Annotated in this window: 15 protein-coding genes; 10 read left to right on the forward strand and 5 right to left on the reverse strand. The window is 37.2% G+C overall.

Features of this window, described 5'->3' with window-relative positions; all coding sequences use genetic code 11:
• The first annotated feature begins 132 nt into the window (after positions 1-132).
• Both ACSFVZ_RS00575 and ACSFVZ_RS00580 read left to right on the forward strand, forming a co-directional pair.
• Complete coding sequence (locus tag ACSFVZ_RS00575; RefSeq protein ID WP_168246699.1) at positions 133-291, forward strand: hypothetical protein; 159 nt, start codon at positions 133-135, stop codon at positions 289-291.
• A complete protein-coding gene (locus tag ACSFVZ_RS00580; RefSeq protein ID WP_135922707.1) occupies positions 281-874 on the forward strand; it encodes a Fic/DOC family protein in 594 nt (197 codons plus the stop codon). Before ACSFVZ_RS00575 ends, ACSFVZ_RS00580 begins: the two co-directional genes overlap by 11 nt.
• A 340-nt stretch (positions 875-1,214) precedes the next feature.
• On the opposite strand, the gene ACSFVZ_RS00585 is transcribed toward ACSFVZ_RS00580, so the two are convergent.
• Together ACSFVZ_RS00585 and ACSFVZ_RS00590 are read right to left on the reverse strand one after the other, a co-directional pair.
• Positions 1,215-4,901: a YobI family P-loop NTPase gene (locus ACSFVZ_RS00585; protein ID WP_435557910.1), complete on the reverse strand. Its 3,687-nt coding sequence runs from the start codon at positions 4,899-4,901 to the stop codon at positions 1,215-1,217.
• A 198-nt stretch (positions 4,902-5,099) separates the two neighbouring features.
• Entirely contained in the window at positions 5,100-5,423 is a 324-nt protein-coding gene (locus ACSFVZ_RS00590) for a helix-turn-helix domain-containing protein (RefSeq protein ID WP_281547215.1), read from the reverse strand.
• Positions 5,424-5,519: 96 nt separating this feature from the next.
• On the opposite strand from ACSFVZ_RS00590, the gene ACSFVZ_RS00595 reads away from it, so the two are divergent.
• The 8 genes from ACSFVZ_RS00595 to ACSFVZ_RS00630 all read left to right on the forward strand — a co-directional run bounded on the left by ACSFVZ_RS00595 (position 5,520) and on the right by ACSFVZ_RS00630 (position 9,438).
• Entirely contained in the window at positions 5,520-5,780 is a 261-nt protein-coding gene (locus ACSFVZ_RS00595; protein ID WP_281547214.1) for a transposase, read from the forward strand.
• Between the two features lie 374 nt (positions 5,781-6,154).
• Positions 6,155-6,517, forward strand: coding sequence for a hypothetical protein (locus tag ACSFVZ_RS00600; protein ID WP_435557911.1), 363 nt, complete (start codon positions 6,155-6,157; stop codon positions 6,515-6,517).
• Positions 6,518-6,572: 55 nt separating this feature from the next.
• Positions 6,573-6,779, forward strand: coding sequence for a hypothetical protein (locus tag ACSFVZ_RS00605; protein ID WP_281547212.1), 207 nt, complete (start codon positions 6,573-6,575; stop codon positions 6,777-6,779).
• A 31-nt stretch (positions 6,780-6,810) separates the two neighbouring features.
• Positions 6,811-7,305: a hypothetical protein gene (locus ACSFVZ_RS00610; protein ID WP_281547211.1), complete on the forward strand. Its 495-nt coding sequence runs from the start codon at positions 6,811-6,813 to the stop codon at positions 7,303-7,305.
• Positions 7,306-7,765: 460 nt separating this feature from the next.
• Positions 7,766-8,131, forward strand: a complete 366-nt coding sequence (locus ACSFVZ_RS00615) for a glyoxalase superfamily protein (protein ID WP_024592045.1) — start codon at positions 7,766-7,768, stop codon at positions 8,129-8,131.
• Positions 8,132-8,231: 100 nt separating this feature from the next.
• Positions 8,232-8,612: a hypothetical protein gene (locus ACSFVZ_RS00620; protein WP_024592043.1), complete on the forward strand. Its 381-nt coding sequence runs from the start codon at positions 8,232-8,234 to the stop codon at positions 8,610-8,612.
• Between the two features lie 157 nt (positions 8,613-8,769).
• Positions 8,770-9,066 carry a hypothetical protein gene (locus tag ACSFVZ_RS00625; RefSeq protein WP_138558954.1) on the forward strand — a complete coding sequence of 99 codons (297 nt, stop codon included), beginning with the start codon at positions 8,770-8,772 and terminating at the stop codon, positions 9,064-9,066.
• A gap of 75 nt (positions 9,067-9,141) precedes the next feature.
• Positions 9,142-9,438, forward strand: a complete 297-nt coding sequence (locus ACSFVZ_RS00630; RefSeq protein ID WP_024592041.1) for a hypothetical protein — start codon at positions 9,142-9,144, stop codon at positions 9,436-9,438.
• 283 nt (positions 9,439-9,721) lie between these two features.
• On the opposite strand, the gene ACSFVZ_RS00635 is transcribed toward ACSFVZ_RS00630, so the two are convergent.
• From ACSFVZ_RS00635 to ACSFVZ_RS00645, 3 genes are read right to left on the reverse strand one after another with little or no spacing between them, the layout of a single operon-like run.
• Positions 9,722-10,222, reverse strand: coding sequence for a hypothetical protein (locus tag ACSFVZ_RS00635; protein ID WP_281547078.1), 501 nt, complete (start codon positions 10,220-10,222; stop codon positions 9,722-9,724).
• Entirely contained in the window at positions 10,219-12,279 is a 2,061-nt protein-coding gene (locus ACSFVZ_RS00640; RefSeq protein ID WP_435557912.1) for a hypothetical protein, read from the reverse strand. Before ACSFVZ_RS00640 ends, ACSFVZ_RS00635 begins: the two co-directional genes overlap by 4 nt.
• Positions 12,263-13,996 carry a hypothetical protein gene (locus ACSFVZ_RS00645; protein WP_281547076.1) on the reverse strand — a complete coding sequence of 578 codons (1,734 nt, stop codon included), beginning with the start codon at positions 13,994-13,996 and terminating at the stop codon, positions 12,263-12,265. Before ACSFVZ_RS00645 ends, ACSFVZ_RS00640 begins: the two co-directional genes overlap by 17 nt.
• Between the last annotated feature and the right edge of the window lie 2 nt (positions 13,997-13,998).

Consider the following 13,998-nt stretch of genomic DNA (forward strand, 5'->3'; position numbering starts at 1 on the left):
CAAGGTTTGTGCCAGCACTGTTTATTGCTTCTAATAGCCTATACTCTCCCTTATAGCTGTACTTTCAAGTAAGTTAGTTAATGGCAATTTTTACCTGAATAAGTTAGAATTATTAGTATCACAGGAGGGGTTATGGCTACCAAAACAGCTAAGACAAGCAATCAGCAAAAGACTAAGTTTACGCCAGATATGGATAACTTTAAGGTCAGTTTAAGCTATGAAGGTCTAACGCTGAAAACTAATAGTGAAGGCAAAAGTATTGCTGAATTGAAGCGTAAATATGCGCGATAAATACGGGGTAGCTCAAGATAAATATTGCTACCCTGCCTCTGATGTATTAATTAATCTATTAGGTATTCGAGAATCGGATATATTAGATCAAGCCGAAGCTGAGTTTACCGCTGAACGCTATAGAACCTATGACTCCCCCCAACAACCTCTCTCTAAGTTCTCACTTGAGCATTTAAAACACCTTCATCATCACTTATTCCAAGATTTATATGTGTGGGCAGGTCAAATTAGGGATGTTGACATCTCAAAGGGTAATACCCGCTTTTGTACTTGGACGCGTATTGAGCCTGAAGCTAACAAATTATTTCGAACCCTTCCGGCAATATCGAATTGTCAGAATAATGATGAACTAATTGAAAAAGTGGCAGATTTGTTTTGTGAGCTTAATTTACTTCATCCATTCCGTGAAGGTAACGGCAGAGTACTACGTTTCTTTTTTGAAGAAATGTTATATAGCATCGGCTATAAGATTTCGTGGCCTCCAATCTCTCAGCAAGAGTGGATTGATGCGAATATTGCAGGTGTTAATTTAAACCTAGATTTGCTTAAACATATTTTTAGTCAAGCTATTTCTGAGCTTTGATAGTGTACTGAAATCATTGCCAAATTTACCCAATAAAAAACCTTGTGGCAGCACCACAAGGTTTTAAAATTGACTCGCAACTCGCAACTCGCAACTCGCAACTCGCAACTCGCAACTCGCAACTCGCAACTCGCAACTCGCAACGCAAGCTTATCTCATAGTTACCGAGTACTGTTACACGTAGAATCTGGAAGGTTTCTGTAAAGCCTTTAGTTATAAGGACTATGCGTGTTTTCCAGAAAAATAGCAGATCCCCACAATTTTTCCCGAAAAAACAAATCGCCTATCGTATTTTCCAGATTTTATAGGGGGCGGCTTCACGTCCTAGTAAGCTGGATACTTAATCATTTTTCTTGAAGTGATAGACTTTAATCTCATCACCTTGGACTCTCATTGATGATATCAAATTATGTTGTAAACAGATCAGCAGTAGTGCATACACTTCTGGTGTATACTCGCAAGCTTTTTTGCTAAGTGACCACTCTGTGCCTATGGTCTCTTCAATCAAGACTTTGATTCGACTCTTATGATGACTAGCTTGGCCTATCAGGAGGCTCAGCTTTTCATTAAGCTCTAAAGGCACATTTTTCAACAGTGATAATATTTGGCTTTCCTCCAGTTCATAGGTTCTGCGAACTCCTATCTCATCAAGGTGTTTTTGAATGTTATGTCCATTGTCTTTTTTGATAAGCCCAGAAAGTGGTTTATCAATTAAAATGCTTTGGCTTAAAAGGTGAAACCAATACTCTTTAGGAGTGGAACTACCTAAATAAGATTTCCAGCCTAGCAAAACCTTATCTCTAAACTGTTCATCAAGTAACGGCAAAATATTTGAAAAGTCATCAGAATCAATTTTAAAGTCGTTTTCATCGATTAGTTCGGGGAATTGCTTAACTAATTGATATGCAGCATCAGTGTGCCCATTGAGCTTAAAATTATTAAACAACTCAAGAGATGGTTTTATATGTCTAACATCAATCATGGAGATTACATGTTCTTGACTAAGCTCAAGTAATTCATCGTTTGAGAAATGGATGTTCAAATGATGAATGTAGTTTGCAAAGACTTTTGTACTAGCTATATGCTCTAGCAGTATACTTTTAAGCAAAGTTTTACATTCTTGACTGCAATTAGCATCTTCAGCTAACAGAAGTTGTTGGCAATTTTTATCTTCTAAAACGGACAACACAATTTGTGTTTCTGGCTTTTCTTTAATTTTGAGTAGCTCCTCAATTACAGTCCAACTAATTAGTATCTTGTTGGCAGAAATTAAAGCAGCCCAATACTCCGTAGGTACGGCCTCCAATGTTTTGAGTTGGAACTTGACGGGAGTTAGTGCATCAATAATTAGGTTCTGACCTAAGTCAGAACCTAATATTTCTAGAATAAACGAGTTGGGGACGTTCTCGATGTAGCCCTGTTTTACTAGTTCGACGAACTTGCTGAAATTCTTGTTTGCAAATGACTCGATGCTTTTAAACTGAGTTATCAATTCAAATGAGACAGGTAACTCAATTTTCCTTTCTAAATATACGCTTAATGCCGATGTGAGAGTGTCGGAAGTGAACTCAACGATGCCTGCTTCAACAGCACTTTTAACTAATTCTCTGAGATGAGGAGCTTCATCAAGGCTGCTTATTAGTATACCTGCCTCTTTAAAAGAGCTGATAATTCTCTGGTGGTGGTTTTGACGAGAAAGAGCTTCGAGTAAACATGCTTCTGACCCTAAGTGATTTTGCAGGTAAGAAATCTCGTCATCATCTTCAGCGTAACAGGTTAAATCAGATAGTAATTCGCACCCTTCTAGGGATGAGAGCTCAGATATACTACTAGTAATATCTGAGATTACTGAATCCCAAAGAACTTCTTCCCAGTTAGGGATTGTTTGCCGAAGCTTATAGAGGCGTGTTGCACATGAAGGGTGGTCGATAAATTGGAATTGTTTTAATTTTTCCAGAAAAGTCCCATGACTATCAGATTTTAATAGGAATTGGAGTAGACCGTAGTTAAATGCCGCTGGTGAAGACGCGTCACCGTTGCTTAGAAATGACATGATCTCTGAATAGTTACTTGACTCATACATTGGATCAAACTCTTGTCGATCTCTTAGTGCTTGTAAAAATTCAAAGTCCCTACCTGTCAGTTTTCCTTCTAAAACGTGATTTAAATAAAGGCCATAGTGCTCATCTATAAGGCCATCCCGCAGCAACATTTTTAATACAGGCATACCTTCTGGTACCCAATCTTCCTGAGGGTTACACTCCATTGCTTCCGACAAAGACCAGGTGATTGAGCGAGTTACTGATAGCTTACTTTTTAACTCATACATCTCTCTTATACGTTGCTTTGTTCTATCCTTGTCTTTTGTGCGAATGCTATGAAGCCTTTTCCTTAGCTCATCAGCCGAGAGATGAGGGTCTTTAAAGTCTTTACTAGATGCAAATTGGCTGTTTGTTTTCGACCCTCTTATAAACCTTATTGGTGCCTGGTTGTGAGTTAACTTTTTCGACAGCAAACTTACTAAGTCATCAATCCCAATTTCTTCGACTGAACTACCATAGATAGTCAATATTTTATCTACGTTGAGTTCTTTGCTCAGTCGTCCAAGCACTATCAAAAAATAATCTTGTTCATTATTTAGTAGTTCGTTAGCTGCATCTTGATCTTCTTGTAGCAAAGTGTCATAGCGATCGGATAACTCTTTATCTCTTTGCTGTCGGATTCGTTCTTTGACCTGAACAGCATGGTCGATAGCACTAATATCGTTGGTGTATAGTTTGGCAAAGTCGTTGCTATATAGGTTTTTATAAACGATGAAGGACAGTAGTCGTTCATAATTATTTCCACCGTTTTGTGCGTTAAGAATGGTTTTATATGCATAAAACTCGTTGACAATATTCCTCAGCACTCTCATGTCTGGTACCGCCACCGAAACTTTTCTAATAACTCCCTCTAATTGCTCGGCCAAAATAGAGTCTGGGAAAAGCCCTTTAAATCTTTCGTAAGCGTTAAACGGGGACATTACGGGTATAAGTGGAATGATTGCATCGAAGAACTTGGTCCTATCACACCCTTGGAAAATATCATCACGGACTGCGTAAATAAAGCGAACAGGGTTATCTATTCTTGCACTTTGATTGACTATTTTATTTAGTTCTTTCAAGCTTTCAAAAACTTGCGGAATATTAAACCTATCTAGATCCTCTATAACAACGATATCGGATTTAGTTGCGATAAAGAACCTTAATAGTTCTTCAAGGTGTAAACTAAAGGAAATACTCTCTTGGGCAATCGGCTTAAAATCAAAACTACCACCTTTTGGATTGACGCTAGTCAGCCTATTTTTAGATAAATATCGAAATACATCAGTAAGAACGCACACTGGCACCGCTAACAAGTAGCTAAATATGCCTATCTTCCATATCGGTACATTATTACTAAGCAATCCATCTTTGATCCACTGGAGAAGGTCTCCCTTGCCTGATAGAAGGCAATATCCAGCTAGCACTCCCCAAAAAATAAGTACAATAGCTTGAATGTATGATAATAGCTCATCCCTTTTTCGGTAAACTGGAAAGCTAAATTTTGATCCAAGACTCTCCAGACCTGAATGTTGGTATAGAAGCTGTCTCGCTATGGCCTGTTCTAACTCTTTTACTTCTTTGTTACCTTCACTACTTTTGCTTTCCTCGGAGTTTGTTGGGGGAAGATAAGTTCCTAAGGAGATAAATTTGGTTTTTAGATGGGGCCTACTTTTAAAGTATGTGCCCAGCAATGTCGATTTACCACTACCGTATGGGCCTGTTATTGCTATTTCTTTTACGTTTTCAGAGCAATCAGTTATAAAGTAGTCTAGCTGCTTGAAGTAATGTTTATAGTCTTTAGGGAGAGTGGTAATTACAGGCGCTAGATGTAGCATTTCATTGTGATTATCATCAAATGAGTTTAGTGAAGTACTCAGTCGCCCTAAAACATTTTGTAAAAATGAGATGACCATTTTTACAATAAACATCTTCACTCGATCCATGTATATACGCTCTTTTTATAATTCATTCCTCAACATAGCATGTAGGTGAATATTGTGCAGCCTTATAGCGTTCAACGTAACTGTTACTGTTTGTCAATTGGGAAGCAGTTTAGAACCTGGCATATGAATTAGTGGTTATGTTATTGAGAAATTACCTAGGCGAACCTAGTGGTTAATGGGCTCATGAGACTGAACTTACTAATTTGGTGAGGTCTTTTGTTTGTTTTCCAATTCACTTAGTAACTTAGTTTTTTCTTGTTCAGTTAACAGTTCAAATAAAATAACAAACTTGGCCATTTCATCGCTTTCGCAAAAGAAGTAGTTTAGCGGAACACCCAGCTCTTCAGCTATTCGTTTTAATGTTTGCAGATCAGGTGTATGCCTGCCTTTTTCGTAATGATTCATACGCCCACTCGCAGAGCCTGGCTCCAGGCCAATTCTAATTCCCAAATCTCGTTGAGAAATATTTGCTCTTGTCCTAGCTTCTTTAAGCCGAATTGGGAGGGGGTTAATAAAATCCAAAGGTAAATCATAATAAAAAGCTGGTACTTAGATTCTCTAAGCTTTACTCTATCATGTATACTTAGGAATCCTAAGCTTTGATCGGGGAATATGAAAGTGAGTAAAACTTACTCAAGTGAATTTAAGTTATTGGCGACAAAAAGAGTACTGTCCGAGGGAGAGCGAGTAGCTGATGTAGCGAAAGACTTGGAGATAGGCCAAAGCACGTTATATGCTTGGATCAAAGCGGCTAAACAAGATGATAGCTTAAACGGTAGCTTGGTCGTTAAATCATTAAAACAGCGCCTCGAAGAAGTGTCAAAAGAGCGTGATATCCTTATCAAGGCTGCGTCAATATTTGCCAAAGAGCTGTACTGAACTGAGATTATTGTTTAAGTTTCTGACTACTAGATAATTATAAACTTATTTCTTGGGTTGCCTTAACTCATTTGAATATACCTCCTCTAACCTTGCAACCAGCTCCACATGCCGTGTAGGCGAATCTCCTGCTATTTAGAGTAACTATCTGCTTTTTATTTCGTGTGCCGCACAAAGCGGCTGCACTCGCTAAGTGGGTATATCCTTGATACTAAAAATTAACACTTGTAGAACAAGGCAGGATTGTTTAACAATGAGTAGATAACATTAATTCGAGCTCAATTTGACAGTACTAAAAGCTAAGTCACTAAATAAATGTGAATTAGCCTGTCTCGCTCATGAGTGCATAACGGCACTAATTTAAGGATATTTGCATGATAGAAATGTTGATGGATCACAAAGAGTGGATTTTTAGTGGTATTGGTGTAGTTCTCTTGGCGTGGCTCGCAAAACTGAATGTAAAGGCAATACTAAAAGTTCTCATAAAGGTCATAGTTAAAACTTATAGCAATGTGATTAGTCTTTTTTATCTGGAAAGTCACACTGCAAATAATATGAACATTGATCTGCGTCCAAGACATAAACCTTACGAGTTATGGCTGGATGGGTTGCCCAAGTTTAAACTTTGGTTGCGAGGTGCAAACTTCAATCCGTTTGATATCACGATAAAGCAAATAACTATTGAGTTTAACTATGGCGGTGTGGATGTTAAGTGTGACAACTTCATACATAGGTGAATAGTCCCTAGTCCCTAGATTATCTTTTAACGATGTTATTCTTGTTGAAGGTAATTTGACCGCTGAACAAGCGGACCATATAGCAGGTTTGGAAAATGGGCAAAGTTGCCATGTAAGCATTAAAGCCGTTTTAAAAACTCCCACCAAAGAAATCACTTATGAGCATAACTATATAGACGGTATAGAGCCGGCTCTTGTAAATGCTAATGGCCGTAAAGATAAAGTGCGGAAAAATCTACGCTTGCAGAAGTTGAAAGTGTGATAGTGCAGCTAATCATCGGAGAAATTGCGCCATGGAAGAGTTAATACAGAAACTAGCGACAATAGATGAGTTGGAAACTTGGAAGCTACATTGCCAAGGATATAGTGCTCAAGATAAGAAAGTGGCATTCCAAACAGCTCAACCTCTGTGGGTAAAACGAAAAGCCTCTGAGGGGACGCTATATTTACACCCTGAGGTGATTGGCCAGCTTCGCGATCAAAACTGGATTCCGAATGATCTGCAACTGCGTATGATATGGGCAAGTGTCTTAGCGTCAGCAGAAGGTTTTGACAGTAAAGTTCGTTTTAGATCAATTAAAGCTAGTCTGCGAAAAAGATATGGGCATGATTGGTGGGAAGATGTTTATTATCGGCAAAGGTCTGCATTTGCTGCCAAAGAGCGTATTCGTAGACAATCAGCTGAAAATGGTTTTGCAATTAATACGCTGATTGCCAATACTCATTTATTTAATGGAGCAATGAAAGATCAGGTCAAAGCAGCGTTGAGCATGATACCAAAGAGTTAAAATTACATGGCAAGCAAAAAGCTCTAATTCAACACTCTGGAAAGTACTTTTAACTGAACAAGTTTTAACTTAATTTGTCAGATTCGCTAAATAGGAATTTATCAAATCAGAGCCTGTTCAGCACCAGGAGTGGATCAGCAGCGTAACTCGTTTCTGCCCCAAGACGTGTTAACGTAATTACTCTATAGGTCGGCTTTGAGCGATAATCGGTCATTGATACTGGCTAAATATCGTCGTTAATAGATTGGTTAAACTGCTCTTTGCGCATATATTCATGAAAATGAGCGCCGAGCGCATATTGTTCTATTTAACTTTTCTTTAAAGTTTTAGAAAACTTAGTGATAGTAATACCTTAGGTTATTTGTTAAAACTATATAATGTAGAAAAATGAGCGTAGCGTCGGCAGAAATATGCGCGATGAGCGCACTATTAAATTGTTATGTGTAATGGAGTAGATGGCATGGAGTTTCAGACGATCCCAATAATGCGGATTTTCGATGAAGATAAAGCAAAAGAGTTTTACCTTGGCTTTCTCGGTATGGAACTAGATTGGGAGCATCGTTTTGAGGATGGTTACCCAATTTACATGCAAGTTTCGCTTGGCGATTTTGTTTTACATCTGAGTGAACACTCTGGTGACTGCACACCGGGCAGCAAGGTCTTCGTTAATGTAAGCAATCTTGATCAACTTTTCGCACAAGTTACTGCAAAGCCTTACAAATACAACAAACCAAGCATTGAAGATGCCCCTTGGGGTGCAAGGTGTTTTACCGTAACAGATCCGTTTTCAAACAGGATATTGTTTAATGAATCAGCAGACACATAACAATCAAATTTTATCGCCAGCAAAAAGCGCTGGCTGCGACGTCAACCCGCTGCGCGGCTTTCCGCGCTAAATTTGGGCGTTATGTGCTCTAAGGTATCTCATGCTCTCAATCACCAGTGAAGATAAAGAGAATCAACTTAAAAGTTATTGTCAGCATTGGCTGAGCTTATTAGCCACAAATCAATTTGAAGACGCAGAAAAGCTCATTGATATAAACAATAACTATGGTGTTGTATGGGCAGAATCTGAACTCAAAGACGCTGTGCATGATTACTTTGGTAGCGATGCCCCTGTGAGTTTTCAAAACGAAAATATAGCGAATTGTTACCCTGAGTTTTTAGAAACCGATTCAGGCTCATTGATCTTCGGCTTTTATTTACCCGCCAATGGCGAGATAACCGACCTAACTGTTGAATTTGAGTTTGTACCAATTGGGAACAACAATTATGCTGCAACAATCAACGATGTTCATGTTCTGTAGCATGTACGCACATAACAAGCGCCAGCACATCGCGCCTGCGGCGCTGGACTCGCAACAAGTTGCTCGCCCGTGTGGCGGGCGTTAGCTTTGCGGAGGCTTTATTGACATTTTAATATTAGTTATCGCCTCAGTATTATTCTTTGTTTTGGTTATAAAGTTGGAATCAATGATTCCCATCAACTTTTTGGACAAAGCAGAAAGAACGTTTAACGACCTAGGTGCAAACGTGCAGGTAAGAACAAATTCTTACTCTCGTTTTTATAACACCAAAGGACGATTGGTAAAAAAGTCGGATATAGCAAAAATCCAAAAAGCGGGTTGTCTTACACTTTTTACATTATCGGATAACGCAATCGATATTACGGTGCATCCAGCTAATAAAGATACTGTGTTTGAAAAAGCTAAAAGTATATTTAAAGAGGCTCAAGTTGTTGAAATTGATATACAAAGCTAACAAACCAATTATTCCGACCTCAACTCGCTGCGCTCTTTTCGTCGGCATATTGGGGCGTTATGTTGGAGCAGCATATTGATCGCTCGTATTAAGACAATCAGTTTTGGGGTATTAGTAGCTGCATTAATCATTACGATCACGTTGATGGTAGCCGATGTTGAATTTTATGGGCTCCTCAGTGTTTACGTATTTATGGTTTTATGGAGTTTACACAAGATATTTTTGTGGCTCATCGGTGATGAGTTTGGCATCGCCGTTCAGGTGAAAATTAAGAAAGACGCACCAAAAGCAATTCGTTTCCTTGGGCTGTTATTTGTCTGCTTTGTTTTTTATTTCGTAGCTAAGGGGCTTATCAAGCATGTTTCAACATAACAAGTTGCTTAATTTCGTTCCGGCCACAAACAGCATGGCCTCCACTGGACTGCCTACGCTGCGCTGCGGCAGCCAATTAGCAAAGCGTTAGCACTGTCCACTTATGGCACAGAGCCGACCTTCGGCTCTAACTCGTTTTTGTCCAAAAACGAGTTTATACACCATCTGCTTCTCACTGTTCGTAACTGCCTGTCAGATGAAGTCCAAACTTATTCATCGAAACTTGAAGATTAGATTAACTACTACAAATTAAAAGCAATGAAATTCTTCTTCAAAAGTTAAATTAAGTTTTATTCGATTTATTTAGCTGAATAATATTTTCTCTATTCAAATAAATTAATTTTTCTTTGACAGTTTTCAACTCAACTTCTAGCTTTTCATTATCTGACCTCGACTGCTTCAATTGCTCAGCTTGTTGTCTTATTAAATCATTGAACTGATGGTGTTCAGCGGCTAATTGTTGAATTGTGTGTTTTAGTTTCGTATTTTCATCTCGGTATTTTTCTTTTAATCTCTTTTCATTCGCTGCTTTAAATTTTAGGCCATCATTGATGTATTTAGTTTCTTTCTCCTCTATGTTTGAGCTTTTATGATTACTTATCAGTTTCCTTAGATCTGAAGTAAATTTTTCATAGTAATAGCAAGTACCGTTTCCTAAGTTTGCTTCTTCTTCAACAGCCCTTATACTTAGTTTTTTATGTTTGGAAATACGTTTGGGCTCTTTTGCTAAGATTCGCTGAAGTGCAGCCTCTAATCGAATGAGTGTATTCTCACTTTTACTCATAGTTGTACTACTTCTATAGGGTGTGTGTATGGCTCAAATGCAATGTTGAAATCTGTCATGATGGACTCTGCTGCACGGATTTGGATAATAGAGTGAGCATAAACTGAAGGTGATACATCTCCTTTATCCTTAAGATATGACGTGAATTTGTTGTGTATATCCTGCCAGTTTCTAGCTTGATTCTCGTCTATAATACTGCCCCCAGTTTTACAATTAATACAGAATGCAGGATTTATCACTCCATCCATGTCGCAATTATATCCATTTTTGCAATACGCAGTCATAGTCCCATGCAATGACAGTGTCCCTTTTTTTACAGCAGCGTATATTACATCCCAGGAACTATATATATAGGGGATATCTTCTCGCATATCCATAATTGCTTTACCATGGCTTCCAGATAAAGGTGAGTTACCATGAACCATAGAGAAAAATTTATTTGTGGTTTCTTCTAATTTTGTATTTTCCAGCAATTGCTGAAAGTCATTATCTATTTCTAAATCACTTAGCCTGCTAGCTATGCCTCCAACTGAATACCACTCTGTCATTTGAAGATAGGTATGCTTGAATTGTTGTTGTAAGGAACTGCAACTGCCCAAACGGTGTTTTATCGTATATAGTGCTAAAGAGCGTCTAAATTGATGTGGTTTTAAAGGCCAGCTTTTACTTAATATGCATAACTTATTTATATTGTCTAATGCATTTGGATTTGATTTCACCAACTCTACAAGATCTTCTTTTTTTATAACAGTCCCATAGGTTTCTGAAAAAAGTTGTAATCGATCAGGCCACTTGGATATAACTACAGGTAACTTAGATCGAGCTGTTCTATTTAACCACAGGTATTCACTTTCTTTCTGCAAGCCCTTTTCTAATAGCTCTTTTCGCCAATATTTTGTGAAACAACTCATAAGCTCAATTGCTTTTTGAGTAATTGGTGCGGTTACCCATGTTGTATCCTTTTCACCAAGCTTAAAAGTTTTTGAGCGTATAAAATGAAACTTTTGTCCATTAATATCATCACAGTAATAGCTGTCAGGTTTAAGTGCGCTTAGCTCTGAATCGCGCATACCTGAAAAAGCTCCACAACATATGTAACAGGCTGTTGTTATGCGACCATATAATTTTTTCCATTTTGGGACACTTTTTAAGTCTTTAAAAAGTGTCATGGAGGAATATCTAGATAAAATATCTGAGGTCTTGAAAGGTGTTACCTTACTTATTTCTTGAGCTTGCATATGATTCAATTTTGAGCTCTTTTCCTGTTTATCTAAAAACTTCCAAATACCAAGTTCTTTTTTTTGATTTACGATTTCTTTTCCAGCCAAATAATTTTCTTGCAGTTCTTTCTCAATAGTTGCTAGTAAATCCCTATGTGGATAAAAGTCTTCAACTAATTCAATTGCTTTTGCGTAAAGTTCATCTGCTATTCTTTCGGGGATAGATAATGTTTGCTGAGGGGATTTATTACTGAGTTTTAGAGCATGTTCGTAAGGTTTAGATAGCGATATAGGTAGGTCTAGATTTAACCATGATTGAAGCCGTATAATACTATTTATACCTGAAAAAACATGTTCTAAGGTGCGTTGAGCTAAGTCTTTATTTATTAGGTAGGTATCTAATTTTTGTGAGACTACTTTATTATTCAATTCAGAAATAGAGTTGTAGTTATTTTCATTTAAGAATATATATACTTTTTTTAGTGCGCTGAGTCGATTTACCAGTGTTTGGATTTTTACATGATTACTTCTAGTACTATTTTTATAAAAAATCCAGCCATATACAATTAACTTCAATTCTAATGTTAATTTTTCTGAGGAATTAATAAAACTAAAATCAAAGTTGGTTTTTTGTGACACTTGGAAGTCAGAAGCGTAAACGCCCATATACCATATATCGTCTTTAAAGAAGCTAATAGCTCTACCTTCTTCATCTCTACTTATTAAACACTTATCCAGTGCTACCCAGTCTTCTTTGTTTTTTAGCTCAATTACATTTGTGAACTCAACAGGGGAACCTTTGAAAGTATTATTAGAATTTTTAATTAAAGGGTGCATTAGAACCTCCAATTTGGAGTACATCTAATGTACTCCAGAGGGGGTGCCTACCAATGTTGTTTAATTTATTTTCGGCACCTATTAATATTTTTTTTGAAATTTTAGGAAGGATAGCTTCTTCTATATAATTTAAAGTTGAGGAGAAATTTTGGTTAAAATGTTTTGCATTTAGATGCAGATATATACTTTCCTCAATACACTCTTTGAAAGATAGAAGGCACCAAATATCTTCAACTGATTGAACAATTACATGATGCTCGCATCCAAAGCATCCTAACAAATCAGCACATGCTAACTTATTCTCATTAAAACCTTGGGAGTGAACTTGTCTATTATATTTTTTTGATTGTTCTCCAAATGGGTCTGAGCAATACGTTCCATGTGCTGATAATTTAATTTTTGGAGACATTTTTTCAATGTAATTTTCATAAGTAAGAACAGTCAAACCAAGGTTAGCTTTCGCCATTTCAGTTGTTGTTTTACTTTTAGCTTGCTCGGCTCTTATGTATGACGCTTCCTGCATCATTTTACTATTATCAAACTTATTCCCTTTGGAGTAATGACGTTTAATTGTGTCAGGGCTGTTGTTTAGCAATAAGGCAGTTTCAATTTCGTTACCATTAATTAGAGATATTTGACTGCCCGTTGCTCTAAATCTGGAATTGCTCAATCTAAGCTCTACTCCTTTAGCGTCAAACATGGGAAAGTGTTTTCGTAAAAATAAGTTATTAAAATCACGTAAAAATGCTCCACTCATTGGAGCGGTTTTACTTGCCCAGCAAGCCTGAATTAATGGTGCATTATCCGATTTATCAATTAGTTTAGAAACTGACAACAATGTATTAAAGAACTCCATGCAATATTTGGGAATATCAATATGATGTTCACCAATTTCTATATGAATAGTTTTGAATGCACGACGTTTAAAAGCAGGCATGGTATACCACTTGTCCTTTTCGTAGCTTATGTCTTTTGGTCTCTTGATATTATAAAGTTGGGTTGCATTGGTGTAGGTGTAATACGACATAAGAAATGTAGCAACAGCCATCATTTTGTTAATGGCTAAGTAAACAAGAACTGTTTTACCTTTCCATTTAAAATCCATTGGTGAAGTTCCTTTATTAGCCGCAATATATATTTTTGGAGCTAATAAAAACTGCGCTGAAATTTGCTTAAAAAAAGCTCTTAGAAAAGGAAGTAATTTCTTTAGATCTGAGTCAGAGTAGGCTTCATATGACTCGTGATCATTATTGGAGATAATCATTATAGAATCAAACCAGTTTATAGATGCGTCACCATATTCTAGCGAAGATAAAACTACCTTTAGACTTGAGGTGATAGTGATATAAGATCCGCTCTTAATTAATCCTTTTCGATAACGTTCGTAAGTATAGTTACAGTACTCAACTGTAGTCTGCTTTCGAATTGGATATTTTCTGTTAAAGTCGCACCATTTCAAATATGCTAAAAATCGTCCAAATAAATTTGATATGGTCGCATCTGATTTTTCTAAAGAGAGATACTCAAAGGTTCTTCGTAGCTCGTATACAAAATTATCGCGATTTGCATATTTAATACCTTTACCTGACTTTATTTTATGAGGCATAGGAATACCTAGAAACCGAATTCTATTGTAGTCCAAATAGTGAGGACTATTTGAACCACTTAAAACCGTGTTACATAGCTCCGGCCGCCAGTCATAATTATTATTAATCATTA

This window comes from Pseudoalteromonas nanhaiensis (assembly GCF_051235485.1).
Lineage (GTDB): Bacteria > Pseudomonadota > Gammaproteobacteria > Enterobacterales > Alteromonadaceae > Pseudoalteromonas > Pseudoalteromonas lipolytica_C.